The organism is Microbacterium sp. NPDC058342 (genome assembly GCF_042723935.1).
GTDB lineage: Bacteria > Actinomycetota > Actinomycetes > Actinomycetales > Microbacteriaceae > Microbacterium.
The window spans coordinates 671779-697989 of record NZ_JBHXID010000001.1; the positions used below are offsets into that span (position 1 = coordinate 671779).

Below are 26211 nucleotides of genomic sequence, written 5' to 3' on the forward strand. Positions count from 1 at the left end.
ATGTATCGTAAGACAGCGACGGGGCCGGATGCTGTGCGCGGGATGTGAACACCTGGCGTCGACCCCGTGAAAGAGTTGCCTCAGGAGGAGCCATGTCGACACCTGCGACCCGCAGCCGCGAGAACACGCGCGCGCGCCTGCTCGAGGCCGCCGCGCAGGTCTTCGCCGAGGTCGGGCTCGAGGGCGCCACCGTCGAGGCGGTCTGCGAGCGCGCGGGCTTCACCCGTGGAGCGTTCTACTCGAACTTCGAGTCGAAGGACGAGCTGTTCCTCACCCTCGCGGCGTCCGTTGGCGAGGCGCGCCTCGCCGCCGTGCGCGAGCGCGTCTCGGCGATGGTCGGCGACGGGGCGCTGGAGGACTGCGACCCCGTCGATCTCGTGCAGCAGATCATGGACTCCGGTGCGGATGACCGGCTCGGCGTGATGATGATGAGCGAGATCCGCATCCGCGCGCTGCGCGATCCCGCCTTCGGGCGGGCGTACCTCGCGCAGGAGCGGGAGATGATGGGCGGCATCGCGGCCATGATCCAGGAGATCGTCGACTCCGGCCAGATCTCCCTGCGCATCGGCGCGGCCGAGGCGGCCGGCCTGCTCATGGTCGTCTGGGAGGGCATGACGGTGCGCGGGGCGATGGACGGCGACGACTCCAGCATGCTGCGGCGGGCCGGCAGCGAGGCGCTCGGGCGCATGGTCGAGCTCATGCGGGCCTGAGCACAGCGCTCGCGGTGCGCCCCGGAGCGGGAGCCGCGGGTGGCGGCGATCAGGCCTGCGGCAGCATCCGGTGGCAGCGCTCCAGACGGGCCAGCCACCACTCCCGACGGTCGGAGGGCGCTTCCAGTCGCGCCAGCGCCTCGGCATCCGGCACCGCTCGCGCGGCGGACACCGTGCCGCCCACCGGGCGGGCGTCGGCGACGTCGTCGGCGAACAGCGAGGCCGTGCCCAGGCCGCAGTCGTAGTCCAGCTCGGGCAGGGATGCCGCCAGGGCCGCGCCCTGCGACAGGCCGACCGCCGTGTCCAGCGCACTCGAGACGACGGCGGGCAGACCCGCCTCGGCGACGATGGCGAGGGCGCGGTGGACCCCGCCGAGGGGCTGCGCCTTGATGACGATGAGGTCGGCGGCCTTCGACCGCGCGACGGCGAGCGGATCCTCGGCCTTGCGCACGCTCTCGTCGGCGGCGATCGGGATGCCCTTGTGCTTGACCCGGTAGCGCAGCTCGGCGAGCTCCGGCACACTCGCGCAGGGCTGCTCTGCGTACTCCAGGTCGAACTCGCCCATCGCGTGGATCGCGTGCTCGGCCTCGTCGACGTTCCAGCCGCCGTTCGCGTCGATCCGGATGCGGCCCTCGGGTCCCATGGCCTCGCGCACGGCGCGCACGCGGGCGATGTCGTCGGCCAGCACCTGGCCGCGCTCGGCCACCTTGACCTTGGCGGTGCGGCATCCGTCGAACCGCCCCAGCACCTCGGGCACGCGAGCCGCCTCGACCGCGGGGATCGTCGCGTTCACCGGGATGCGATCGCGCAGCGCAGCGGGCTGCTCGGTCCAGGCGAAATCCACCGCGGCGCGCAGCCAGGTCGCGGCCTCGGCATCGCCGTACTCGACGAACGGGGAGAACTCCGCCCAGCCCTGCGGCCCCTCGAACAGCAGCGCCTCGCGCGCGACCACCCCGCGGAAGCGCGTGTTCATGGGCAGAGCGACCACCCGGGCGGTGGCGAGCAGGTCGGCGATCGTCGGCGTCATGCGTCCATCATGCCCTCGTCGGCCACGTTCGGCCGCCGACGGCTCAGCCGAGCTTCTTCTGCAGCTCGGCCATGCGGGCGATGGGAGCGAAGCCCAGGCGGACGTTGACGGCGAGCATGTGCTCGTTCGACTCCGCGTTGTACGTGTAGATCCGCGGAACCTCGGGCGCGTGTCGCTGCAGCATCCGCAGGTTCTCGAGCTTGATCCGCAGTCCCAGCCGGTGCCCCCGGTCCTCGCGCCGCACGAGCGTGCCCCACTGGTAGGCGTTGCCGTCATCACCCGAGACGACGATCTGCGTATAGGCGGCGACGCGGCCGTCGGATGCCACGGCGATGGTGCCGAAAGAGGTGCGGTTCTGCGCGGCCTGCATCGCCTCGTCCGCACGGTGGTCCTCGACCTCGGCCGAGTACGCCTCGACGTCGAGATCGCCGGTCGGTGCTTCGGTGTCGAGCGCCGCATCCAGCGCCGCCCACTCGGCGACGAACTGCTCGGGCACGGGGCCGATCCAGCTGTGCAGCTCGTAGCCGTCCGCAGGTGCCTCGGCGAGCAGAGCGTCCACGACCGTTTCGGTCACGGGCAGATCGAGCCGGTTCTGCAGATCGCCGAGCGCGACGTCGTAGCCGTGGCGGCGGGCGAACTCGCGGCCGGGCTGCCCGCCGCCGTCGGCCGGCGCCGACGCCGGCCAGGTGGTCTCGGCGCGGAACGTCCGTCGCCCGGCGGCGCGGGCCTTGGCCTCGATGTGCGCGAGCAGCGCCGAACCGACGCCCGTCCGGCGATGCTCGGGCGGGACGGTGACGGCGATCGACGCGGAGTGCAGATTGTCCTTGAGTCCCAGGGCCAGCGATCCGGAGCCGACGACGGCTCCGCCGCGTCGCGCGATGAAGGCGCGCCGTTCGGTCGTCGCCGAGCGCTGCTGCATCTCGGCGCGGCTCTCCTCGAGCGTCCAGATCAGGGCGTCGGCTCCCATGTCGGTGCGGCGGGCTGCCGCGTATGCGCCCCACCAGGCATCGTGCGCGGCGGTGTCGAAGGGGTCGACGGGCAGGATCTCGATCGCTGAGGGCATCGCTTCAGCCTACGGCCGTGCTTCGAACGGCAATGGTGAATTGACAATAGTGTGTGACGCACAGTAACGTGTGATTCATGAACGAGACCGAGTTCGACGGACACCTGCAGGAGCTTCGGCGCGGCACGGTCGTGCTGGCCAGCCTGCAGCTGCTGCGGGCGCCGGGGTACGGATACGGGTTGCTGGAGCAGCTGGCATCCGCCGGATTCCCCACCGATGCCAACACGCTGTACCCGCTGCTGCGCCGCCTCGAGAAGCAGGGGTATCTCGAGAGCGAGTGGAACACCGATGAGGCCAGGCCCCGCAAGTTCTACCGCACCTCCGAGGCCGGCATCCGCCTCGCCACCACCTTGACCCAGGAGGTCGCCGCCATCGCGAGCGCGACCTCCGCACTCCGTGAAGAGGAGAACTGATCATGACCGAGACGACCGCATACGCCGACCGCTATCTCGCGGCGGTGTCCCGTGCCCTGCCGGGAGCCGCGCGGGCCGAGATCCTCGCCGAGCTCGAGGCGTCGCTCGCCGAGCAGGTCGAGCCGCGCATAGCCGGGGGCGAGAGCCGAGACGAGGCCGAGCGCCACGTCGTCGCCGAGCTCGGCGAGCCGATCGCCTACGCATCCTCACTCATCGACCGCCCGATGTGGATCGTCGGACCGCGCTACTACGCGGCGTGGCTGCGCCTGCTGCGACTGCTTCTGATCATCGTCCCGGTCTGCGCCGTGGGCGCGACCGTGCTCGGGCGGCTCATCGTCGGGGCATCGGTCGGCGAGGTCATCGGCAGCGTCGTGGCCGTGCTCCTCGGTGTGATCGTGCACGTGTGCTTCTGGACCACGCTCGTGTTCTTCCTGCTCGAACGCACCGGGTCCACCGGGGACACCATCCTGAACTGGAGCCCCGACCAGCTGCCGAAGCCCGCGGAGGTCCGATCCGGACGCCCCGATCTCATCGCGTCGCTGGTCATGGTCGCGTTCTTCGCCGGCCTGCTCCTGTGGGACCGGTTGCGCGGGTTCGTCCCCGGCGATGCTCCGCTGCCACTGCTGAATCCCGAGCTGTGGCCCTGGGGCATCGGCGCGGTGTTCCTGCTGCTGGCGGCCGAGGCCGCGCTGGCGATCGCCGTGTACACCCGGCGACGCTGGACCCCGGCACTCGCCGTGGCGAACGCCGTGATCGCGGTGTGCTTCGCGGCGCTCGCGCTCACCGCGCTCGCTCAGGGAGTGCTGTTCAATCCGGAGTTCGTCGACGTCGTCTTCACCGAGAACGGGGTGGGTGCCGACGTCCTCGCGGTCCTCGCAGTGCTGACAGGGGTCGTCATCGTCGGCATCGCCATCAGCGACGTCGTCGACGGCTGGCTCAAGGTACGGCGCGCACGCCTCGTCGGCTGAAGAGGTCCTCAGCGACCGCTGCGTGCGGGTCTGCTCAGTCCTGCGTGACCGACGTGATCTCGACGGGGGTCTTGGGCTCCCCGTCGGCACCGCCGTTCGCGGTTCCCTCGGCGGCGACGCCGGCGACGATCTTCGTGCTCGCCTCATCGAGGTGGCCGAACACGGTGTACGAGGCCGGCAGCTGCGTGTCGGCGTACACCAGGAAGAACTGCGAGCCGTTGGTGTCGGGGCCGGCGTTGGCCATCGCGAGCGTGCCGGCCTCGTAGGTCTCCGTGCCGTCGAGCTCGTCCGGGAACGAGTACCCGGGGCCGCCGCGGCCGGTCGCGGTCGGGTCGCCGCACTGCAGCACGAAGATGCCGGCGGTCGTGAGGCGGTGGCAGCTCGTGCCGTCGAAGTACGCCTGGTCGGCGAGGGACAGGAAGCTGTTGACCGTGCAGGGCGTGGCGCCGGCATCGAGCGTCACGGCCAGATCGCCCACGCTCGTGGCGATCGTCACGGGCACCTCTCCCGATTCCGCCGGCTCGGCCGGCGGTGCGGTCACGGTTTTCGAGGCGGGGCGCCCGTCGTCGGCGTAGGTGCAGGCCGCGGATGCCTCGGCGGACGATCCGGGCTGCGGCAGCGTCTCCTGCGGAGCATCCGGAGTCGACGCGCATCCCGCGAGGGCGAGGGCGGCCGCCGCGGTGAGCGAGACCAGCAGACCGAGACGACGACGAGACGAAGAGGTGAAGGAGGAGCGCACGCCACGATCGTACGGGAGTCGGCGGCATCCGGATGCCGCCGAGGCCCGACGGGTGGCGCCCGTGCCGGAATAGGCTGGGTGTCGTGACCGCAGAGTTCGTCTCAGACATCTTCGACCCCGCCGAGTGGACCCTGGCGCCCGGCGCCGAGGGATACACCGACATCACCGCGCACGTCTCCCGCGACGGAGGAGTCGCGCGCATCGCCTTCGACCGCCCCGAGGTGCGCAACGCCTTCCGGCCGCACACGGTCGACGAGCTGTACCGTGCGCTCGACATCGCACGGGAGGATCCGCGCATCGGGGCCGTGCTTCTCACCGGCAACGGCCCGAGCCCGAAAGACGGCGGCTGGGCCTTCTGCTCGGGCGGCGACCAGCGCATCCGCGGCCGCGACGGCTACAAGTACTCCGACTCCGCGACCGAGGTCGCCGATCCGGCGCGCGCCGGGCGCCTGCACATCCTCGAGGTGCAGCGGCTGATCCGCTTCATGCCGAAGGTCGTCATCGCCGTGGTCCCGGGCTGGGCGGCCGGCGGGGGGCACTCCCTGCACGTGGTCTGCGATCTGACGATCGCGAGTGCCGAGCACGGACGGTTCAAGCAGACCGATGCCGATGTCGGCAGCTTCGACGCCGGCTACGGCTCGGCGTACATGGCTCGTCAGACCGGCCAGAAGTTCGCCCGGGAGGTGTTCTTCCTCGCCGAGGAGTACTCCGCACAGCGCGCCTACGAGATGGGAGCGGTGAACCGGGTCGTGCCGCACGCGGAGCTCGAGCGCGAGGCGCTGGCGATGGCGCGCACGATCCTGACGAAGTCGCCCACCGCGATCCGCATGCTGAAGTTCGCCTTCAATGCGGTCGACGACGGGATGGTCGGCCAGCAGGTGTTCGCCGGCGAGGCGACCCGGCTGGCGTACGGCACCGACGAGGCCCTGGAGGGCCGCGACGCCTTCCTGCAAAAGCGCGACCCGGACTGGTCGCCCTTCCCGTACCACTTCTGAGCGGAGCCGGTCGGATGCCCAGGTCGCACTTGGTCCCGGTATCGGGCCCGCATTCCGGGACCAACTGCGACCCGGACGGAGGAAACGCGGCGTTTCCGGGACGAATCGCGACCGGGACGACGGGAACGACGAGCACGAGAGGGGAGCGACCGTGAAGCTGCATCCGGTCGCGGGTGAGGACCCGCGGGACGTGCAGGATGCCCTGCCCGCGGCGCTCGACGGCATCCGACCGATCGCTCTCGGCTTCCGGCCCGCAGACGACGATGAGGTGCCGGAGGGCACGGCGGCGGTCATCGCCACCTCGGGGTCCAGCGGTGTGCCCAAGCGCGTCGTCCTCGGCGCGGCCGCGCTGCGGGCGAGCGCCGAGGCGACCGCCGCACGCATCGGCGCGGGCCGGTGGACCCTGGCGCTCCCGGCCGGCTACGTCGCGGGCCTGCAGGTGCTCGTGCGCTCCCGGCTCGCCGGCACCGAGCCGATCGTGCATGAGGGCCGCTTCACGGCCCCGTCGTTCGTCGAGGCGACGCAGCAGGCCGGCGGCGACCACCTGTTCATCTCTCTCGTCCCGGTCCAGCTGGCCACGCTGCTCGAGGCGGCGGGCGACCCGGCGGTGCTGGCGGCGCTGCGCGCCCACCGGGCGATCCTCGTCGGCGGGCAGGCGCTCTCGGACGGCATCCGCATGCGCGCCATGGATCTGCGGGTGCCGCTGGTGCACACCTACGGATCGAGCGAGACCAGCGGCGGCTGCGTGTACGACGGCGTTCCGCTGGACGGAGTGCGGGTCGGTCGGGTCGGCGACGAGCTGCGGATCGCGGGGCCGATGCTCGCCGACGGCTACCTGGGCGATGCCGCACTGACCGGGCGGGTGTTCGAGACGGACGGGCAGGGGGTGCGTTGGTATCGCACGGGCGACCGGGGGCTCATCGACGACGGGGTCGTCGAGGTGCACGGGCGGCTCGACAACGTGATCGTCTCCGGCGGCATCAACGTCTCGCTCGACCGAGTGGAGCGGATCGTCCGCGGTGTGACCGGGCTGGAGCAGGCCGTCGTGCTGGGCATGCCCGACGAGCGGTGGGGTGAGGTGCCGATCATCTTCGTCGCGGCCCATGGCCACTACGGAGACCGGATGCTGGAGGACGCCCGCGACCGGGTCGCCGCCGAGATCGGCAAGCACGCTCGTCCTGTGCAGCTGGAGATCTCGCCGGAGCTGCCGATGCTGGCATCCGGCAAGCCCGACCGCGAGACGCTGCGCCGCATGATCCACGAGGTGCCGCCACCCGAGTGAGCGGACGTGGCGCATCCGGTCGCCTCGATGCGGCGGAAGCGACCGGATGCGCCACATCGACCACCTAGGCTGGCGTCCATGGTCGTCTACACGCACGGGCACCACGACTCGGTGCTGCGCTCGCACAACAACCGCACCGTCGAGAACTCGGCGGCGTACCTCGCCGAGCATCTCACCGGTGATGTGCGCCTGCTCGACGTGGGCGCCGGCCCCGGCACGATCACCGTCGACTTCGCGAGCCGCGTCGCTCGGGTGACCGCCACCGAGATCGACGCGGATGCGCTCAGCCTCTCGCGGAACCTCGCCGCCGACCGCGGGGTCAGGAACATCGACTTCGCCGTCGAGGACGTGCACGCGCTGAGCTTCGCCGACGACGGCTTCGACATCGTGCATGCCCACCAGGTGCTCCAGCATGTGGCCGACCCGGTGCAGGCGCTGCGCGAGATGCGTCGCGTCGCCAGGCCCGGAGGGATCGTCGCCGCGCGCGACGCCGACTACGCCGGATTCATCTGGTTCCCGCTGCTTCCCGAGCTCGACGACTGGCTGCGACTGTACCGGCAGGCCGCGCAGGCGAACGGCGGTGAGCCGGATGCCGGGCGGCGCCTGCTGTCATGGGCCAGGGCCGCCGGATTCACCGGCATCCAGGTCACGGCATCCACCTGGTGCTACGCGACCGAAGAGGAGCGGGCCTGGTGGGGCGGCATGTGGGCCGACCGCATCCTGGAATCCGCTCTGGCCCGCCAGCTGACTCGCGACGGGCTCGCGACGCAGGGCGAGCTGCAGCGCATCAGCGACGCCTGGCGCGCCTGGGCCGCCGACGGCGACGGCTGGTACCTCGTCCCGCACGGCGAGATCCTCTGCCGCGTCTGACCGCGTGCCCGGCGGATACATCTGCAGGCGGATGCCGGACTGTGGCCGCGTCACATAGCGTGGGGGAGTGATCCGCCCCATCTCCCGCACCTGGCTCGTGCTCGACATCGTCGGCGCGGTGCTCGGCCTGCTGATCACGCTCCCGCTGAGCGTCGGCGTGCTCGCGTCGACGTCGAGCTCGTGGATCGCCGACGCGCGGTTCGAGATCGCGCATCACATCGTCGTCGCGGTGGTCATGTGGGGCGCCGCGGCCATCGCCCGGCTCTCGCCGCCGATCGCGCTCGCCGTCGCCTGGGTGGGGGCCGTCGTGCAGATGGCGGGCGGCATGTGGCCGTCGCCGGCGAACACCGCCGTGTTCGTCGTGCTCTTCGCCACCGCCGCGTGGGGCAGCAGACGGCTGCTCTGGTTGGGCGGTGCCTCGGCGTTGGGCGGCGGTGTGATCGCGGGTCTGTACGTGGCGCTGCTGGAGCGCGACGTCCTCATCGTCGACAACACCTACCCGGTCCGGGTGGTCGCCTTCGGCGCCCTGGTCTCCACCGTGGTCCTGCTGTCGCTCGCGATGTCGTGGGGCGCCGGGCTGCTCTGGCGCGTGGTGCTGCACGGGCGCGCCACCCGGATGGCGCAGCTGCAGGCCGAGGCGGTCGCGGCGGAGGAGCAGGAGCGCGTGCGCATCGCCCGCGACATGCACGACATCGTCGCGCACTCCCTCGCGGTCGTGATCGCACAGTCCGACGGTGCGCGGTACGCGGCGGCCGCGCAGCCCGAGCTCGCCCAGGAGGCACTCACGACGATCGCGCAGACCGCGCGCGCCGCGCTCTCGGACGTGCGGATGCTGCTCACTCAGCTGCGCCACCGCCAGGGCGACGGGCCGCAGCCGACGCTCGCCGATCTCGAGTCGCTGTTCGCACAGGTGCGCGGTGCCGGCGTCGAGCCGCGGGTGACCATCGACCCGATGCCGTCGGGGGAACCGCCCGGAGCGATCCAGCTCGCGGTGTACCGCATCCTGCAGGAGGCGCTCACCAACGCCCTGCGCCATGGCGACGGCGACGTGGACGTGCGCCTGTCGTGGTGGCCGGACCGGGTCGAGATCCACGTCGCCAACCGCGTCGCCGCCTCGACCCCCGCACCCGGTGGTCACGGCCTGGTGGGCATGCGCGAGCGCGCCCAGCTGGTCGGTGGCGCGCTCAGCGCGCAGCGCGAGGCGGGGTGGTTCGTCGTCCGTGCCACGCTCCCCATCGACGCGGTTCGGTAATCGGGGACGCCGGAGGGTCGCGCACCGGCGAAGATGGATGCGGGGTTCGTTCCCCGACCAGGAGGGGTCACCATGATCAAGGTCGTGCTCGTCGACGACCAGGCGCTGTTCCGCGCGGGGGTGCGGATGCTCGTGGGCTCGCAGCCCGACATGGACGTCGTGGGCGAGGCCGGCGACGGACGTGAGGCGCTCGAGGTCGTCGCACGCACCCGGCCGGACGTCGTGCTGATGGACATCCGGATGCCCGTCATGGACGGCCTCACCGCAACGGCGGAGCTGCTGAAGCAGCCGGATGCCCCGCGCATCGTCATGCTGACCACGTTCGATCTCGACGAGGCCGCGGCACGGGCGATCCAGCAGGGGGCGAGCGGCTTCCTGCTCAAGGACGCCGATCCCGAGTTCCTGCTCGCCGCGATCCGCACGGTCGATTCCGGATCGAGCGTGATCGCAGCATCCGCCACTCGCGACCTGTTCGCGCACTTCACCTCCGAGACCAAGCCGGTGCCCGCCTCGTTCGCCGACCTCACCGATCGCGAACGGGAGATCTTCGCGCTCGCCGCGCGCGGGCTGTCGAACTCCGAGATCGCGGCGCGCGAGTTCCTCAGCGAGGCGACGGTGAAGACCCACATCAGCCGCATCCTCACCAAGCTCGCCCTGCGCGACCGCGTGCAGCTCGTCGTCTTCGCCTTCGAGCACGGGCTCGCCTGAGACCCGCCGGCGGTCCGCCGGCCGGCCGGCCCGGCGCTGGACGGCTGTCGGCTGCCGGGGCACTCACGGATGTCGGCTCGAACCACGGATGTCGGCGAGACCGGGCCGGATGCGCCGACATCCGTGGTCTCCGCCGACATGTGTGCGCCGGATCATCCCTCCGATGTAGGCGGGATGCATCCGGCGGGCGATGCGACCGGACGTCTGCGGGAAATAGCGTCGTCATCATGGAGATCACGACTTCGGACCTCGGCCTCGCCGCTCGCGTCCAGCACCTCACCAAGACGTACGGGGCGGGCGCCGCCGGAGTGCGCGCCCTCGACGACATCAGCGTCGGCATCCGCCGCGGCCAGTTCACCGCCATCATGGGGCCCTCGGGCTCGGGCAAGTCCACGCTCATGCACATCATGGCCGGTCTCGACGCTCCCACCGAGGGGCGCGCGTGGATCGGCGACACCGAGATCACCGGGCTCGGCGACCTCGACATGACGATCCTGCGCCGGCGCCGCGTCGGCTTCATCTTCCAGGCCTTCAACCTCGTCCCCACTCTCGACGCGCTCGGCAACATCCTGCTGCCGTTCGAGCTCGACGGACGCCGCCCGACGGCGATCGAGCGCGCGCGCATCGACGGGCTCATCGAGCGGCTCGGCCTGGCATCCCGCCTGAGCCACCGACCGCACGAGCTGTCGGGCGGTCAGCAGCAGCGCGTCGCGATCGCCCGCGCGCTCGCGACCGCTCCCGACCTCGTCTTCGCCGACGAGCCGACCGGAAACCTCGACTCCCGCAGCGGGCGGGAGGTGCTGCAGCTGCTCGCCTCCGCGAGCCGCGACCACGGTCAGTCGATCGCGATGGTCACGCACGACGCGATCGCGGCGAGCCACGCCGATCGTGTGCTGTTCCTGGGCGACGGCCGCATCACGGCCGACCACCCGCGTCAGAGCGCCGAGCAGATCTCGGCCTACATGCTGGCCGCGGAGGTGGCGGCGTGACCGCCGTGACCGCGGGCGCCGTCGCCGGTGCGTCGCTCGATCGCCCGCGTGCGGCTCGGTTCGCGTGGCTGCGCGAGCGGGGGATGGGCGCGAGCATCCTGGTCGCGGCGCTCGCCGCGGCGTTCGGCGTGATCCTCGTCGAGGTCACCGTCTACATCGGGGCCATGCTGCAGTCGGACCCGTTCATCGGCGACAGCGAGACGCTCGCGATCGTCGTGGCGATCCTGTCGGTGCTGCTGACGGCGGTCGCGATGTACGTGGCGGCGATCGTCACCGCCAACACCTTCTCGACCATCGTGGCCGGTCGCACCCGCCGCATCGCGCTGATGCGGCTGATCGGAGCATCCGCCCGTGCGCAGCGGGCCGAGGTGACCGGCCAGGGCTTCGTCGTCGGCCTGATCGGGGCGGCGGCCGGGCTCGTCGTCGGGCTCGCCGCGTCGGGTGCCGGGATGCTGATCGGCGATCGCCTGCTCGCGCGCACTCCCGAGACGTTCTCGCTCGTGCAGCCGGGCATCGCCCTTCCGGTGATCGGCGTCGCGCTGACCACGTGGCTGGCGGCGCGCATCGGCTCCCGCCGAGTGCTGACCGTGACGCCGCTGCAGGCGCTCGGCGGCTCGGTCGAGCGCACGCACGGCGAGGTCGCAGGGCACCGCGGCAGGCACGTCGCCGCACTGACCCTGATCGTCGTCGGGATCGCCCTGCTCGCGGCCGGCGTCGTGGTCGGGCTCATCACCCCGCTGGGCGTGGTGATCGCCTTCTTCGGCGGACTGTTCTCGTTCACGGGCCTCGTGACCGCCGCGGCCCTGGTGATGCCGCCGGTGCTGCGCCTGGTGGGGAGGATGTTCGGCAGCGGCGCCACGGCACGACTGGCCGCCGAGAACGCGCTGCGGCATCCGGAGCGCTCCAGCCGGATGGCGATCGGGGTCGTCATGGGGGTGGCGCTGGTGACGATGTTCGCCGTCGCCCTGGAATCGGCCAAGACGCTGATGATGCGCCAGAGCGAGGGCGAGTTCGCCGAGGACTTCTTCGCCCCGATGGACGCCTTCGCCGGCATCATGATGGTGCTCGTCGCCGTCTCGGCCGTCATCGCCGCCGTCGGACTGGTGAACCTGCTGACCATCGGCGTCGTGCAGCGGCGCCGGGAGCTCGGTCTGCTGCGCTCGATCGGGCTCACCGGGTCGCAGGTGCGTCGCATGGTGCTGCTCGAGGCCGTGCACATCGTCGTCGCGGCGACCCTGACCGGTCTCGTGCTCGGCATCGTCTACGGCTGGATCGCCGCGCAGTCGCTGCTCGGCTCCGTTCCCGTGCTGCCCGACTACGAGCCCGCCGGGCTGGTCTACCCCGCCGTGCCATGGGCCCCCGTGGTGATCATCGTGGCGGCGACCGCGCTGCTCACCGTCATCGCGGCGGTCGCGCCCACGCGCCTGGCGACGCGGGTCGCACCCGTCGAGGCGCTCGCGGCCGACTGACCGGCACGCCGCCGCGCCGTCGATCACGGTGGCGCGGCGGCTCGGCACGGGGCCGGGCGGTCGGGCCGTAGGCTGGGAGGATGCCCTCCCCGTTCGATCAGTCGCCGTACCAGGTCCGTCTCGAGTGGGGGACCGAGGGCCTGACGCGCCTGGCGTCCGCGGACGTCGTGGTCGTCGTGGACGTGCTGAGGTTCTCGTCGACGCTGGCCGACGTCGCGGCCGCCGGAGAGACGGTTGCGCTCGAGGACGCGAGGGCCTGGTCGAGCAACGGCGCCGATGTGGCGGCCGCGGCCGCAGAGACCGGCGCGGTGGTCCTCGTCGGCGGCATCCGCAACGCCGCCGCCACGGCACGCGCGATCATGTCGCTGCAGGAGCGGCGCTCCGCGCGCACCTCCGTCACCGTCGTCGCCGCGGGGGAGCGGGCCTCCGACGGCGCACTGCGCTTCGCCGTCGAGGACCAGCTCGGCGCGGGCGCCGTGATCGCCGCGCTCACCGACCTCGGCATCGATCACGCGGCACCGGAGGCCGCCGTCGCGGCGGAGTCCTTCCGCGCCCTGCGGCGCGCCCTGCGCCACCTGCTCAGCGCGAGCGGGTCGGGTCGCGAGCTGGTCGACGGGGTGGCGTCCACCGCGCGGATGGCGCAGGCGGGCATCCGTCCGGCGACCACGGCCGAGGCGGCCGAGCTGGATGCCGTCGATGCCGTGCCGGTCCTGAACGACGGGCTCTTCGAGCCCTTCGCCTGAGGACTCGTCGCGCGTCCGCGTGCCGCGTCGCGGCCGGGCGCCTACAGTCGGAGCATGAGGTATCTGCCCGCATTCGTCGTCGATGCCGTCCTCGTGCTGATCTTCGCCGTGATCGGTCGCGTCTCGCACGACGAGGACGCTCTCGGATTCCTGCTCACCGCCTGGCCGTTCCTCGTCGCGCTCGCCGTCGGTCACGGGCTCGCCGCCCTCGTGCCGCTGCGCCCGCGGCGTCCGTGGTCGCTGGGCTGGGGTGTCATCGCGTGGGTGGTGACCGTCGCCGGCGGGATGCTGCTGCGCGTCGCGACGGGCGACACCGCCGAGATGCCGTTCATCGTCGTCGCCTCGCTGGTGCTCGCGCTCTTCCTGCTCGGCTGGCGGCTCGCCGCGCTGCTGGTGCGCCGTTACCGCGGCTCGCGCGAAGCGACCTGATCCCGCGGCCCGGTTTCAGCGGGGAAGCTGCGCGGCCAGGCGGTCGGCGGCGGTGATCTCGCGCCGCGTCCAGGTGAACAGGTAGCGCCGGTCGAAGCGGCGGGAGCACTTCGCGCACGAGGTCTCCCGCGCGGGCCGTCGGTGCCGATAGGTGACGTGTCCGGCCGGGCACGTGCCGATCCACGGCGCCAGCTCGGTGGCGGTCTCGCCCTGATGGGTCGTGCCGCCGACGTAGCCGAGCTCGCGCGCGATGCGCTTCCACTCCGGGCCGTGCGCGGCGGCGTGACCGGCGACGGCGTGGGCCACCTCGTGCAGCAGGGTCTGATGGATCTCGTCGTCGTCGAAGCGGGCGGCCAGATAGCGCGACACGGTGATGCGCCGGCGGCGGTAGTCGCACAGTCCGGCCCGCCGCTTCGCGTGGTCGAAGTCGAAGGTCCACGACTCGTCGAGGTGCAGCCGGATCAGCGCCTGCGCCCAGACGCGCACCCGGTTCAGATCGGCCATGAGATCAGAGTAGGACCTCCGGCCGACATTCAGACCAGGATGCCGGGCGCCTCGGCGCCTCGTCGCTCCGCCGCCTCGATGGCGCGCAGCGCCTGCTCCAGCTCCGACTCGTCGGCACCGGCCTCACGGCGCAGGAACAGCGAGCGCTTGAAGCTCTCGCGCGCTTCCTCGAAGTCGCGGGCCTCGTAGGCGTTCTTGCCGTGATGCTGATGGGCGAACGCCGCGATCCCGGCCCAGCCCTGGCCCTCGGCCTCGCTCGCGCACGTCGCGAGCTCCTGCGCGGCGGCGGCGTGCGCGCCGCGGTTCTGCAGCACGGTGGCGTGCAGCACGCGGGCGCGCAGGAGGTCCTTGCGGGTGCCGGCCATGCGCGCCTGGCGCACCGTCTCGTCAGCGAGGTCGAGAGCTTCGTCGAGCCGGTCGAGCACCTTGAGCAGCCACACCCGCTCCAGCAGCACCGGGATGCTGCGCTGGTTCTCGATCTCCTCGAGGCGCATCGCGCACTCACGCGGGTCCACCAGTTCACGAAGGGTCTCGGGGTCGTAACCCTGGATCAAATTCACGACTGATGGCTCCTCTCCGCGACCGTCGTCCCAGTCTGCCCCGCCGAGCTGGGAACCGTTCGAGGCACGCCCTGATACGTCCGACGCGACCGTCCGGAGCCGTGGGCGTCAGCGCTGGAAGATGCTCGCGCCGGGACGGGGGGATGCCACGGCATCCGCATCCGTCACGATCGCCGCCCCCTGTGCGAAGGCGGCGACCTCGTCGCCGCGCGCGAACTTCGCCGGATGCGGCCCCGCAGCGAGCACGCGTGGCAGCCAGTCGGCGGGAAGCGCGGTGGGGGAGGCGGCGATCACCAGGTTTCCGAAGCGCCGCCCCTTCAGCACCTGGGCCTCGGCGAGCACGGCGACGTCGGCGTAGACGGATGCGACGGTCGCGACCTGGCGGCGCGCGAAGGCGAGCCCGGGGCCGTCGGCGACGTTCACGAGCAGCACTCCGTCGGGCGCCAGCAGGTCGGCGATCTCGCGGTAGAGCTCGACGCTCGTCAGGTGCGCCGGGGTCTGCGCGCCGGAGAAGACGTCCGAGACGACCAGGTCGCACCGGCCGCGAAGTGCGGGCGGCAGGCGGCGCAGGCCCTCGCGGGCATCGCCGATGCGGATGCGGATGGCCGCGCTCCGCGGCAGCGGCAGATGCTCGCGCACCAGTGCCACCAGCGGTGCCTCCAGCTCGATCACCTGCTGCCTGGAGCCGGGGCGGGTCGCCTCGATGTAGCGCGGGATGGTCAGGGCGCCGGCGCCCAGGTGCACGGCGCTGATCGGAGCGGATGCGGTCGACCCGAGCTGATCGATCACCGCGCCCATCCGCACGACATACTCGAAGTGCAGGTGCGCGGGGTCGTCGAGGTCGACATGGGACTGCGGTGTGCCGTCGACGATCAGCTCGAAGCCGGTCGTGAACCCGCTCGGGGCGATCTCGGCGGTGCCGCCGTGGTCGAGCCGGGCGCGCGGGTTCTCGGCGTCGCGTCCGCGTGATCGTCCCATCCTCCGAGCGTACCCAGGCGCGTGCGTGGGCAGCTCGCGCGGATGCTCGTGTTCCGGCGCGCTCATACCGCAGCATCCGGGAATGGTCAAGGACTCGGCTTGCCATGTCGTCAAATCGTGCGTATAGTCGGTAGTTGCGCTCGCTTCTCCGTGCCCTCATATGGTGGTCGGCAATTCGTTGAGCTCTCGGGCGCGCACTCCACCGACGTCTAGGAATCGACCAGCCCCTGCCCGGGGCTCACGGAGGTTACTCCCTTGGCTGCTGCTCGCAACGCATCCACATCCACCACCAACAAGAACGGCCGCGGAGTCTCCCGCCTCTCGTTCGCCAAGATCTCCGACACTCTGACGGTTCCGGATCTGCTCGCGCTGCAGACCGAGTCGTTCGGCTGGCTCGTCGGCAACGACGACTGGAAGGCCCGCGTCGCAGAGGCGAAGAAGGTCGGCCGCACCGACGTCTCCGAGATCTCGGGTCTCGGTGAGATCTTCGAGGAGATCTCCCCGATCGAGGACCTCGGCGAGACCATGCAGCTCTCGTTCACGAACCCCTACCTCGAGCCGGAGAAGTACTCCATCGAGGAGTGCAAGGAGCGGGGCAAGACCTACGCCGCGCCGCTGTACGTCGAGGCCGAGTTCATGAACCACCTCACCGGTGAGATCAAGACCCAGACGGTCTTCATGGGCGACTTCCCGTTGCAGACCGGCAAGGGAACGTTCATCATCAACGGCTCCGAGCGCGTCGTCGTCTCGCAGCTGGTCCGCTCGCCCGGCGTCTACTTCGACAAGACGCCCGACAAGACGAGCGACAAGGACATCGTCACCGCTCGCGTGATCCCCAGCCGCGGCGCCTGGCTCGAGTTCGAGATCGACAAGCGCGACCAGGTGGGCGTGCGCATCGACCGCAAGCGCAAGCAGTCCGTCACTGTGTTCCTCAAGGCACTGGGCATGACCAGCGAGGAGATCCTCGCCGAGTTCGCCGGCTTCCCCTCCATCGAGGAGACCCTGGCCAAGGACACCATCCTCACCAAGGAAGACGCGCTGCGCGACATCTACCGCAAGCTGCGTCCGGGCGAGCAGGTCGCCGCTGAGGCCGCTCGCGCGCTGCTGGACAACTTCTACTTCAACCCCAAGCGCTACGACCTGGCCAAGGTGGGTCGCTACAAGATCAACCAGAAGCTCGGTCTCGCGGGCTCGCTGACCGACTCGGTGCTGACCGTCGAGGACATCGTCGCGACGATCAAGTACCTGGTGCGCCTGCACCGCGGCGACGAGACCTTCGAGGGAATCCGCTCGGGCAAGAAGGCCGAGATCCGCATCGCGACCGACGACATCGACAACTTCGGCAACCGCCGCATCCGCGCCGTCGGCGAGCTGATCCAGAACCAGGTCCGCACCGGTCTGTCGCGCATGGAGCGCGTCGTCCGCGAGCGCATGACCACGCAGGACATCGAGGCGATCACCCCGCAGACCCTGATCAACGTGCGTCCCGTCGTGGCCGCGATCAAGGAGTTCTTCGGCACCTCGCAGCTGTCGCAGTTCATGGACCAGAACAACCCGCTCGCGGGTCTGACCAACAAGCGCCGCCTGTCCGCGCTCGGCCCCGGCGGTCTCTCCCGCGACCGCGCCGGCGTCGAGGTCCGTGACGTGCACCCCTCGCACTACGGCCGCATGTGCCCGATCGAGACTCCGGAAGGCCCGAACATCGGTCTGATCGGTGCGCTCGCGACCTTCGCGCGCATCAACTCGTTCGGCTTCATCGAGACCCCGTACCGCCGCGTCGTCGACGGCAAGGTCACCGAGGAGATCGACTACCTGACCGCCGCCGAGGAGGTCGACTTCAACATCGCGCAGGCGAACGCGCCGCTCGCGAAGGACGGTAGCTTCACCGAGAGCCACGTGCTGGCGCGCCCCCGCGGCGGATCGGGCGAGGTCGACCTGTTCCTGCCCGAGGAGATCGGCTACATCGACGTCTCGCCGCGCCAGATGGTCTCGGTGGCGACGTCGCTCGTGCCGTTCCTCGAGCACGACGACGCGCAGCGCGCGCTCATGGGCGCCAACATGCAGCGCCAGGCCGTGCCGCTGCTCCGCTCGGACTCGCCGCTCGTCGGCACCGGCATGGAGGGCTACACCGCCATCGACGCCGGTGACGTGGTCACCGCCGCCAAGGCCGGTGTGGTCAGCGAGGTCTCCGCGGACCGCGTGGTCGTCATGCTCGACGAGGGCGGTACCCAGGAGTACCACCTGCGCAAGTTCGACCGCTCGAACCAGGGCACGTCGTACAACCAGCGCGTGATCGTCTCGGCCGGTGAGCGAGTGGAGGTCGGCGAGGTCATCGCCGACGGCCCCGCCACCGAGAACGGCGAGCTCGCGCTCGGCAAGAACCTGCTCGTCGCGTTCATGCCGTGGGAGGGCCACAACTTCGAGGACGCGATCATCCTCAGCCAGGAGCTGGTGAAGGACGACACCCTCTCCTCGATCCACATCGAGGAGTACGAGGTCGACGCCCGCGACACCAAGCTGGGCAAGGAGGAGATCACCCGTGACCTCCCCAACGTCAGCCCCGAGCTGCTGAAGGACCTCGACGAGCGCGGCATCATCCGCATCGGCGCCGAGGTCCGCCCCGGCGACATCCTCGTCGGCAAGGTCACCCCGAAGGGCGAGACCGAGCTCTCGGCCGAGGAGCGCCTGCTGCGCGCCATCTTCAACGAGAAGAGCCGCGAGGTCCGCGACACGTCGCTGAAGGTTCCGCACGGTGAGCAGGGCACGATCATCGCCGTCAAGGAGTTCAACGCCGAGGAGGGCGACGACGAGCTGGGCTCGGGCGTCAACCGCCGCGTGGTGGTCTACATCGCCCAGAAGCGCAAGATCACCGAGGGTGACAAGCTCGCCGGCCGTCACGGCAACAAGGGCGTCATCGCGAAGATCCTCCCCGTCGAGGACATGCCGTTCCTCTCGGACGGCACGCCGGTCGACGTGGTGCTGAACCCGCTCGGCATCCCCGGCCGGATGAACTTCGGCCAGGTGCTCGAGACCCACCTGGGCTGGATCGCCAAGCAGGGCTGGAAGATCGAGGGCGACCCGGAGTGGGCGGTCAAGCTGCCCGAAGAGGCCAGGGACGTCGCGCCGAACACCAAGGTCGCGACCCCGGTGTTCGACGGTGCCAGCGAGGCCGAGATCTCGGGTCTGCTCGACTCGACCCGCGAGACCCGCGACGGCGTGCGCCTGATCGACTCGTCGGGCAAGACGCAGCTGTTCGACGGCCGCTCCGGCGAGCCGTTCCCGGCTCCGATCTCGGTCGGCTACATGTACATCCTGAAGCTGCACCACCTCGTCGACGACAAGATCCACGCGCGCTCGACGGGCCCGTACTCGATGATCACCCAGCAGCCGCTCGGTGGTAAGGCGCAGTTCGGTGGCCAGCGCTTCGGTGAGATGGAGGTGTGGGCCCTCGAGGCCTACGGTGCCGCGTACGCGCTGCAGGAGCTCCTCACGATCAAGTCCGACGACATCCTCGGCCGCGTCAAGGTGTACGAGGCGATCGTCAAGGGCGAGAACATCCAGGAGCCCGGCATCCCCGAGTCGTTCAAGGTGCTCATGAAGGAGATGCAGTCGCTCTGCCTGAACGTCGAGGTGCTCTCGGCCGACGGCACCGCGGTCAACCTCCGCGACACCGATGACGAGGCCTTCCGCGCAGCGGAGGAGCTCGGCATCAACATCTCCAGCCGTTTCGAAGCCGCATCGATCGACGAGATCTGATCTCGGCCCTTCGACAAGCGACAGATCTTTCTACACAGGAGAACAAGTGCTCGACGCAACAACTTTCGATGAGCTTCGAATCGGCCTCGCGACCGCTGACGACATCCGCGGATGGTCCTACGGCGAGGTCAAGAAGCCCGAGACGATCAACTACCGCACGCTGAAGCCCGAGAAGGACGGCCTCTTCGGCGAGCAGATCTTCGGCCCCTCCCGCGACTGGGAGTGCGCCTGTGGCAAGTACAAGCGCGTCCGCTTCAAGGGCATCGTCTGCGAGCGCTGCGGCGTGGAGGTCACCAAGAGCTCCGTCCGCCGTGAGCGCATGGGCCACATCGAGCTCGCCGCCCCCGTGACGCACATCTGGTACTTCAAGGGTGTCCCATCGCGTCTGGGCTACCTGCTCGACATGGCGCCGAAGGACCTCGAGAAGGTCATCTACTTCGCCGCCTACATGGTGATCTCGGTCGACGAGGATGCTCGTCACCGCGACCTGGCCACGCAGGAGAACAACGTCCGCCTCGAGCTGAAGACGCTCGGCGACCGCCGCGACGCGAAGATCGCGGAGCGCCTGGCCAAGCTGGAGGAGGAGCTCGCCGCTCTCGAGGCCGAGGGTGCCAAGGCCGACGCCAAGAAGAAGGTGAAGGACGCCGCCGAGAAGGAGATGTCCCTCACCCGTAAGGGCGCCGATGAGGCCATCGCCAAGCTCGAGCGCGTGTGGGAGGACTTCCGCACGCTCGAGGTCGGCGCGCTGCGCCCCGAGGACGACGTGTTCCACGAGCTGCAGGACCGGTTCGGTCAGTACTTCGAGGCCCACATGGGCGCGGAGTCGATCAAGCGCCGTCTGGAGACCTTCGACCTGGCTGCCGAGGCCGAGAGCCTGCACCTGCAGATCTCCGAGGGCAAGGGCCAGCGCAAGATCCGCGCGATCAAGCGCCTGAAGGTCGTCAACTCGTTCCTGGAGACCGGCATGAGCCCGGCCGCCATGGTGCTCGACGTCGTCCCGGTGATCCCGCCGGAGCTGCGCCCGATGGTGCAGCTCGACGGTGGCCGCTTCGCGACCAGCGACCTGAACGACCTGTACCGCCGCGTGATCAACCGCAACAACCGTCTTCGTCGCCTGATCGACCTCGGTGCCCCCGAGATCATCGTCAACAACGAGAAGCGGATGCTGCAGGAGGCCGTCGACGCGCTGTTCGACAACGGCCGCCGTGGTCGTCCCGTCACCGGCACCGGCAACCGCGCCCTGAAGTCCCTCAGCGACATGCTCAAGGGCAAGCAGGGCCGGTTCCGCCAGAACCTGCTCGGCAAGCGCGTGGACTACTCGGGCCGTTCGGTCATCATCGTCGGTCCGCAGCTCAAGCTGCACCAGTGCGGTCTGCCCAAGCAGATGGCGCTGGAGCTGTTCAAGCCGTTCGTGATCAAGCGCCTGATCGACCTCGGTCACTCGCAGAACATCAAGGCCGCCAAGCGCGCCGTCGAGCGCACCCGTCCCGAGGTGTGGGACGTGCTCGAGGAGATCATCCGCGAGCGCCCCGTGCTGCTGAACCGTGCCCCCACCCTGCACCGCCTGGGCATCCAGGCCTTCGAGCCGCAGCTCGTCGAGGGCAAGGCGATCCAGCTGCACCCGCTCGTGTGCGCGGCGTTCAACGCCGACTTCGACGGTGACCAGATGGCCGTGCACCTTCCGCTGTCGGTCGAGGCTCAGGCTGAGGCGCGCGTGCTGATGCTCGCCTCGAACAACATCCTCAAGCCGTCGGACGGCCGTCCGGTCACCCTGCCCTCGCAGGACATGATCATCGGTCTGCACCACCTGACCACGGTCAAGGAGGGCGCCGCCGGTGAGGGTCGTGCGTTCGGCTCGGTGGGCGAGGCGATCCTGGCGAAGGACGAGGGCACCCTCGACCTGCAGGCCAAGGTCCGCATCCGCATCCCCGGCCTGACCTTCCTCGAGGGCGAGGCCCCCGAGGGCTACGAGCGCCACGGTCTCGTGGACGCGTCGCTCGGCCAGGCGATCTTCAACGACGCTCTGCCGAAGGGCTACCCGTTCGTGCGCGAGGTCGCCGACAAGGGCAAACTGTCGCAGATCGTCAACAAGCTCGCCGAGGAGTACCCCAAGGTCGAGACCGCCGCGTCGCTGGACCGCATCAAGGACGCCGGTTTCCACTGGGCGACCCGTTCCGGTGTGACCGTCGCGCTGAGCGACATCCTCACCCCGCCGAACAAGGCCGAGATCGTCGCCAGCTACGAGAAGCAGGCCTCGAAGGTCCAGTCCCAGTACGACAAGGGTCTGACCACCGACGCCGAGCGTCGCCAGGAGCTCATCAAGATCTGGACCGAGGCGACCGACGAGGTCCAGGCCGCGATGAAGGCGAACTTCCCGGAGGACAACACCATCAACCGCATGGTGTCGTCGGGTGCTCGTGGTAACTGGCTGCAGATCCGCAACATCGCGGGTATGCGCGGTCTGGTGAACAACCCCAAGGGTGAGATCATCCCCCGTCCGATCATCTCCTCGTACCGCGAGGGTCTGTCGGTGGCGGAGTACTTCATCGCGACGCACGGTACCCGCAAGGGTCTGGCCGACACCGCTCTGCGCACCGCCGACTCGGGCTACCTGACCCGTCGCCTCGTGGATGTGTCGCAGGACGTCATCATCCGCGAGCAGGACTGCGGCACGTCGAAGGGTCTGGAGCTGCCGATCGCCGCTCCGAACTCGCAGGGCGAGCTGGTCCGCGACGCGAACGTCGAGAACTCGGTGTTCGCCCGCACGCTGGCGGCCGACGTCGTGAGCGAGTCGGGCGAGGTCCTCGCCGCGGCCGGTGACGACGTGGGCGACGTGCTCATCGACAAGCTGGTGGATGCCGGTGTCGAGACCATCAAGGTCCGCTCGGTGCTGACGTGCGACTCGGCTGTCGGCGTCTGCGCGCAGTGCTACGGCCGTTCGCTCGCGACCGGCAAGACCGTGGACATCGGCGAGGCCGTCGGCATCATCGCCGCCCAGTCGATCGGTGAGCCCGGCACGCAGCTGACCATGCGCACCTTCCACACCGGTGGTTCGGCGTCGGCCGACGACATCACCCAGGGTCTGCCCCGTGTGCAGGAGCTCTTCGAGGCGCGCACCCCGAAGGGCGCCTCCCCGATCGCCGAGGCCGACGGCCGCATCACGATCGAGGAGACCGAGAAGGCGAAGAAGGTCATCCTCACGCCCGACAACGGCGACGAAGAGGTGGTCTACCCGGTGCTGAAGCGTGCGACGCTCCTCGTCGAGGACGGCCAGCACGTCACGGTCGGTCAACCGCTGCAGGTGGGAACGCTCGACCCCAAGGAGGTCATGCGCGTGCAGGGTGCCCGCGAGGTGCAGAAGTACCTCGTCGGCGGCGTGCAGGGCGTGTACCGCTCGCAGGGTGTGCCGATCCACGACAAGCACATCGAGGTCATCGTCCGCCAGATGCTGCGCAAGGTCACCGTCGTCGACCACGGCGACACGACCCTGCTGCCCGGTGAGATGGTCGACCTGAAGCGCTACCAGTCGATCAACCGCGAGGCCGTGACCGAGGGCAAGCGCCCCGCATCGGGCCGTCCGGAGCTGATGGGTATCACGAAGGCGTCGCTCGCGACGGAGTCGTGGCTGTCGGCCGCATCCTTCCAGGAGACCACCCGCGTCCTGACGCAGGCGGCCATGGAGGGCAAGAGCGACCCGCTGATCGGTCTCAAGGAGAACGTCATCATCGGTAAGCTCATCCCGGCCGGCACCGGTCTGCGCCGCTACCGCGACATCACGGTCGAGGCGACGGAAGAGGCCAAGAGCGAGCGCTACCCGAACCGGATCTTCGCATCCGACGGTGCGTACGCCGACGGCGACTTCGGTTACGTCGACTTCGACGCGTTCTCGACGGACGACATCACGCCCGGTACCTACAACTGAGTCCAGTAGGTTCAGCTGCGAAGGCCCCGGCTCTCTTCGGAGAGTCGGGGCCTTCGTCGTTTCGGCCGCCGCCGCGGCAGCATCCTTCACCGAGAACCGGACGATGCGCCGCGACAGGACGAAGCGCGGCGTTTTCGTCCTGTATTCGCCGATTCTCCTGTTCTCAAGGAGGGAGCCGAGCGGCGGCAGGGGAGGAGGATGCCGCGGTAGTCTCGCGGGGTGAGCGATGTGAGCCGGGGTGCAGTGGTGATCGGGGATGCCCTGATCGACGAGATCCGCGATGGGTACGGCGTGCGCGAGCTCGTCGGGGGAGCGGCGCTGAACGTCGCCGTCGGGATGCGCCGACTGGGCGTGTCGACGACGCTGATCGCGATGGTCGGCGACGACGAGCCCGGCGATCACATCCGTGAGTATCTCGCGGATCACGCCGTGAGGCTCGTGCAGAGCCCGGCCCCGCACGGCTCGTCGCGCGCGATCGTGACCCGCTCGTCGAGCGGCGAGCCCGAGTACGTGTTCAATGAGGCCGCGCAGCGGCGCAGCATCCGGTACGGCGACGAGGCTCGTGCGGCGATCGCTGCGGCCGACGTCGTCGGCGTGAGCTGCTTTCCCTTCGACGTGCCCGCCGAGGTCGACGCGCTGGCGGACGCGCTCGGCGGTGCGCGGCTGGTCATCGACCCGAACCCGCGCTCCGGAATGCTCAGCGACCGCGACGAGTTCGTGCGCGGGTTCGAGCGGCTCGCCGCCGGGGCGTCGCTGATCAAGGTCGGGGCCGACGACGCGGCCCTGCTCTACGACGGGGATCTGGATGCCCTGCGCGCGCGCCTGCGCGATCTGGGCGCGTCCGCCGTGCTCGCCACCGCGGGATCGCAGGGTGCGGTCCTCGAGGCGGCCGACGGTGTCTTCATCGCCCCGATCGCCGCGCTGCCCGGCGCGATCGTCGACACGGTCGGTGCGGGCGATGCCACGCTCGCAGCGGTCATGGCGGGGCTCGCCGGAGGAGCGCCGGCGTCGGATGCCGAGTGGCAGGCGGTACTGGATCGCGCCATGGCGATCGCCGCGGCGACGTGCCGCGCGGAAGGCGGCCTGCTGCGCACGCCCGAGGCGATGACCGCTGCCGAACGGGGCGGCTTCGGCAGCTGATCGCAGGCGGGCCCTCGATTTCTTCTCGAGCGCACCGGGCAGGTATGCTTGATCTTCGCGCCCCCGGTTGACTGGACAAGCCGGGCGGGGGTGTCTTCGGCAAGTTGCCCGAGCGGCCAAAGGGAGCTGACTGTAAATCAGCCGCGTAAGCTTCGGGGGTTCGAATCCCTCACTTGCCACTCATCATCTGAAGGCCCTCGCGATGCGGGGGCCTTCAGTCGTTCACCGGGCGATGCGCGATTCAGCGCTTCTTGTCGTGGCCGGGCGGATGCCCGCTGTTGCCGGCGCCCTTGCCGGAATTGTTGCCGGGTCCCTTGTTGGGGTTCGCCTTCTTGTCGCCACCTGCGGTGTGGGCGCCCGCTCCCGCAGTGCTTCCCGCTCCCGCAGTGCTTCCCGCTCCCGCAGTGCTTGCCGCATCCTCCGTTGCGACCGTGAGCGTCGTCGCGGGCGCATCGGTCACCGACGGCGGCTCCGCCTCCCGCGTCGAGGAGACGCGCGTCAGCGGCGCGCCGGTGGCATCCGGCGAGGGCACGAGCGCCCACGCGCCCGCGAACGAGACGATCGCGACGGCGGCCGCGCAGCCGGCGAGCAGCGGTCGCAGGCGCCGCCGGATTCGCGGTGAGCCGGACGCGTCGTCGACGGCGGTGAACGTTCTCGTGGGGCCGGTCGCCGCGCCCAGGGCGCCGTTTCGCCGGGCAGGCTGCGCGGCGGCGGCCGATGCGCCCGGGTGGCCACCGCCGAGAACGCGGGCGGTCTGCGCCACCTCCGCGGCCGACGGACGATCCGAGGGCTCGGTCCTGGTCATCCGGTCCAGAAGGTCGGCCCAGCCAGGGGCCAGCGTGTCCGGGATCGCTGGCGGGGAGGCGAGGCGGTGCAGCGCCGACTCGACCCGGCCGCTCGGCGGGAAGGCCGGCTCGCCGGTGAGGGCTTCGATGAGCACGAGACCCAGCGAGTAGATGTCCACCGCGGGGGTGAGCGTTCCCTGCCGCACCTGCTCGGGTGCCATGTACGCGGCCGTGCCGATGACGACGCCCGGCGACGTGAGCCTCGCGTCATCGCGGGCGAAGGCGATGCCGAAATCGGTCAGCTTGGCCGACCACGAGGCACCCGCATGCGCCGGCGGCGCGAGCAGCACGTTGGAGGGCTTCACATCGCGGTGGATCACGCCCGCGGCGTGCACCGTCCGCAGCGCCTCGGCGATGTCGACGGCGAGCTCCGACGTCTCGACCTCCGTCAGTGCGCCGTCTCTCAGGCGCGATGCGAGGGTCGGCCCGCTGACGTACTCCATCGCCAGGTACCGGGGTCTGCCCTGTTCCAGCTGCGCGTCGTAGAGGGTGACGAGCGAGGGATGGTTCAACGCGGCAAGCGTGGTCGTCTCACTGTGCAGCCGGCCCAGCCCCGCAGGCAGCTCGTCGGGTCCGCGCAGCAGCTTGATCGCCACCGTCCTGCCCAGCAGCAGGTCTTCCGCGCGGTAGACATCGGCTGTGCCGCCGCGTCCGACGCAGGCTCCGAGTCGGTATCTGCCGTCGAGCAGTTCCTCCGTCGGATGCTCGTCGAGCGCACTCATCGTCACTCCCTGTCCGCGTGCCCGGGCAGCACACGGGTCGACTGTAGGTCGCCCGGGCGCGCCTGTCGGTGCCCTTGACGTGCCTGCGCAAACCTGCAAGCCGCGCCGCGGACCGGCAGCACACCGA

At 70.4% G+C, this 26211-nt stretch carries 22 protein-coding genes and 1 tRNA gene; 16 read left to right on the forward strand and 7 right to left on the reverse strand.

Going from position 1 to position 26211, the window contains the following annotated elements; translation table 11 throughout:
• Positions 1–92 precede the first annotated feature (92 nt).
• Entirely contained in the window at positions 93–710 is a 618-nt protein-coding gene (locus ACFWHT_RS03030) for a TetR/AcrR family transcriptional regulator (protein WP_378825336.1), read from the forward strand.
• Positions 711–759: 49 nt separating this feature from the next.
• Here the strand turns inward: ACFWHT_RS03030 and ACFWHT_RS03035 are convergent, their stop codons facing one another.
• Together ACFWHT_RS03035 and ACFWHT_RS03040 are read right to left on the reverse strand one after the other, a co-directional pair.
• A complete protein-coding gene (locus ACFWHT_RS03035; RefSeq protein ID WP_378825338.1) occupies positions 760–1737 on the reverse strand; it encodes an o-succinylbenzoate synthase in 978 nt (325 codons plus the stop codon).
• Positions 1738–1780: 43 nt separating this feature from the next.
• Positions 1781–2800, reverse strand: coding sequence for a GNAT family N-acetyltransferase (locus ACFWHT_RS03040; RefSeq protein WP_378825340.1), 1020 nt, complete (start codon positions 2798–2800; stop codon positions 1781–1783).
• 77 nt (positions 2801–2877) lie between these two features.
• On the opposite strand from ACFWHT_RS03040, the gene ACFWHT_RS03045 reads away from it, so the two are divergent.
• Positions 2878–3213: a PadR family transcriptional regulator gene (locus tag ACFWHT_RS03045; RefSeq protein WP_378825342.1), complete on the forward strand. Its 336-nt coding sequence runs from the start codon at positions 2878–2880 to the stop codon at positions 3211–3213.
• Positions 3214–3215: 2 nt separating this feature from the next.
• A complete protein-coding gene (locus ACFWHT_RS03050) occupies positions 3216–4181 on the forward strand; it encodes a permease prefix domain 1-containing protein (protein ID WP_378825345.1) in 966 nt (321 codons plus the stop codon).
• 34 nt (positions 4182–4215) lie between these two features.
• Here the strand turns inward: ACFWHT_RS03050 and ACFWHT_RS03055 are convergent, their stop codons facing one another.
• Positions 4216–4920, reverse strand: a complete 705-nt coding sequence (locus tag ACFWHT_RS03055) for a peptidylprolyl isomerase (protein WP_378825346.1) — start codon at positions 4918–4920, stop codon at positions 4216–4218.
• 83 nt (positions 4921–5003) lie between these two features.
• On the opposite strand from ACFWHT_RS03055, the gene ACFWHT_RS03060 reads away from it, so the two are divergent.
• From ACFWHT_RS03060 to ACFWHT_RS03100, 9 genes are all read left to right on the forward strand, one after another.
• Positions 5004–5915: a 1,4-dihydroxy-2-naphthoyl-CoA synthase gene (locus tag ACFWHT_RS03060; protein ID WP_378825348.1), complete on the forward strand. Its 912-nt coding sequence runs from the start codon at positions 5004–5006 to the stop codon at positions 5913–5915.
• Between the two features lie 151 nt (positions 5916–6066).
• Positions 6067–7197: an AMP-binding protein gene (locus ACFWHT_RS03065; RefSeq protein ID WP_378825350.1), complete on the forward strand. Its 1131-nt coding sequence runs from the start codon at positions 6067–6069 to the stop codon at positions 7195–7197.
• Between the two features lie 78 nt (positions 7198–7275).
• Positions 7276–8067, forward strand: coding sequence for a class I SAM-dependent methyltransferase (locus ACFWHT_RS03070; protein WP_378825352.1), 792 nt, complete (start codon positions 7276–7278; stop codon positions 8065–8067).
• 67 nt (positions 8068–8134) lie between these two features.
• On the forward strand, positions 8135–9319 hold the full coding sequence (locus ACFWHT_RS03075; protein WP_378825353.1) for a sensor histidine kinase: 1185 nt from the start codon (positions 8135–8137) through the stop codon (positions 9317–9319).
• Positions 9320–9391: 72 nt separating this feature from the next.
• Positions 9392–10027 (forward strand): response regulator, encoded by a 636-nt coding sequence (locus ACFWHT_RS03080; RefSeq protein ID WP_378825354.1) that lies wholly within the window; start codon positions 9392–9394, stop codon positions 10025–10027.
• Between the two features lie 227 nt (positions 10028–10254).
• Positions 10255–11016, forward strand: a complete 762-nt coding sequence (locus tag ACFWHT_RS03085) for an ABC transporter ATP-binding protein (RefSeq protein WP_378825356.1) — start codon at positions 10255–10257, stop codon at positions 11014–11016.
• Positions 11013–12485: an FtsX-like permease family protein gene (locus tag ACFWHT_RS03090; protein WP_378825359.1), complete on the forward strand. Its 1473-nt coding sequence runs from the start codon at positions 11013–11015 to the stop codon at positions 12483–12485. Before ACFWHT_RS03085 ends, ACFWHT_RS03090 begins: the two co-directional genes overlap by 4 nt.
• Positions 12486–12565: 80 nt before the next feature.
• Positions 12566–13228: a 2-phosphosulfolactate phosphatase gene (locus tag ACFWHT_RS03095; protein ID WP_378825360.1), complete on the forward strand. Its 663-nt coding sequence runs from the start codon at positions 12566–12568 to the stop codon at positions 13226–13228.
• Positions 13229–13282: 54 nt separating this feature from the next.
• A complete protein-coding gene (locus ACFWHT_RS03100) occupies positions 13283–13657 on the forward strand; it encodes a DUF3054 domain-containing protein (RefSeq protein WP_378825361.1) in 375 nt (124 codons plus the stop codon).
• Positions 13658–13672: 15 nt separating this feature from the next.
• Here the strand turns inward: ACFWHT_RS03100 and ACFWHT_RS03105 are convergent, their stop codons facing one another.
• From ACFWHT_RS03105 to ACFWHT_RS03115, 3 genes are all read right to left on the reverse strand, one after another.
• Complete coding sequence (locus tag ACFWHT_RS03105) at positions 13673–14161, reverse strand: SprT-like domain-containing protein (RefSeq protein ID WP_378825364.1); 489 nt, start codon at positions 14159–14161, stop codon at positions 13673–13675.
• A 29-nt stretch (positions 14162–14190) separates the two neighbouring features.
• Positions 14191–14721 carry a hypothetical protein gene (locus ACFWHT_RS03110; RefSeq protein WP_378825366.1) on the reverse strand — a complete coding sequence of 177 codons (531 nt, stop codon included), beginning with the start codon at positions 14719–14721 and terminating at the stop codon, positions 14191–14193.
• Between the two features lie 108 nt (positions 14722–14829).
• A complete protein-coding gene (locus ACFWHT_RS03115) occupies positions 14830–15699 on the reverse strand; it encodes a spermidine synthase (protein ID WP_378825368.1) in 870 nt (289 codons plus the stop codon).
• Between the two features lie 255 nt (positions 15700–15954).
• Between ACFWHT_RS03115 and ACFWHT_RS03120 the strand changes: the two genes are divergently transcribed.
• The 4 genes from ACFWHT_RS03120 (at position 15955) to ACFWHT_RS03135 (ending at position 24696) form a co-directional block, all read left to right on the forward strand.
• Positions 15955–19455 (forward strand): DNA-directed RNA polymerase subunit beta, encoded by a 3501-nt coding sequence (locus ACFWHT_RS03120; RefSeq protein WP_378825370.1) that lies wholly within the window; start codon positions 15955–15957, stop codon positions 19453–19455.
• A gap of 46 nt (positions 19456–19501) precedes the next feature.
• Positions 19502–23377, forward strand: coding sequence for a DNA-directed RNA polymerase subunit beta' (rpoC, locus tag ACFWHT_RS03125; RefSeq protein WP_378825373.1), 3876 nt, complete (start codon positions 19502–19504; stop codon positions 23375–23377).
• 219 nt (positions 23378–23596) lie between these two features.
• Positions 23597–24517, forward strand: a complete 921-nt coding sequence (locus ACFWHT_RS03130) for a PfkB family carbohydrate kinase (protein ID WP_378825374.1) — start codon at positions 23597–23599, stop codon at positions 24515–24517.
• Positions 24518–24615: 98 nt separating this feature from the next.
• Positions 24616–24696, forward strand: a tRNA-Tyr gene (locus ACFWHT_RS03135).
• A gap of 62 nt (positions 24697–24758) precedes the next feature.
• Here ACFWHT_RS03135 and ACFWHT_RS03140 read toward each other — a convergent pair.
• Positions 24759–26084, reverse strand: coding sequence for a serine/threonine-protein kinase (locus tag ACFWHT_RS03140; protein WP_378825376.1), 1326 nt, complete (start codon positions 26082–26084; stop codon positions 24759–24761).
• Between the last annotated feature and the right edge of the window lie 127 nt (positions 26085–26211).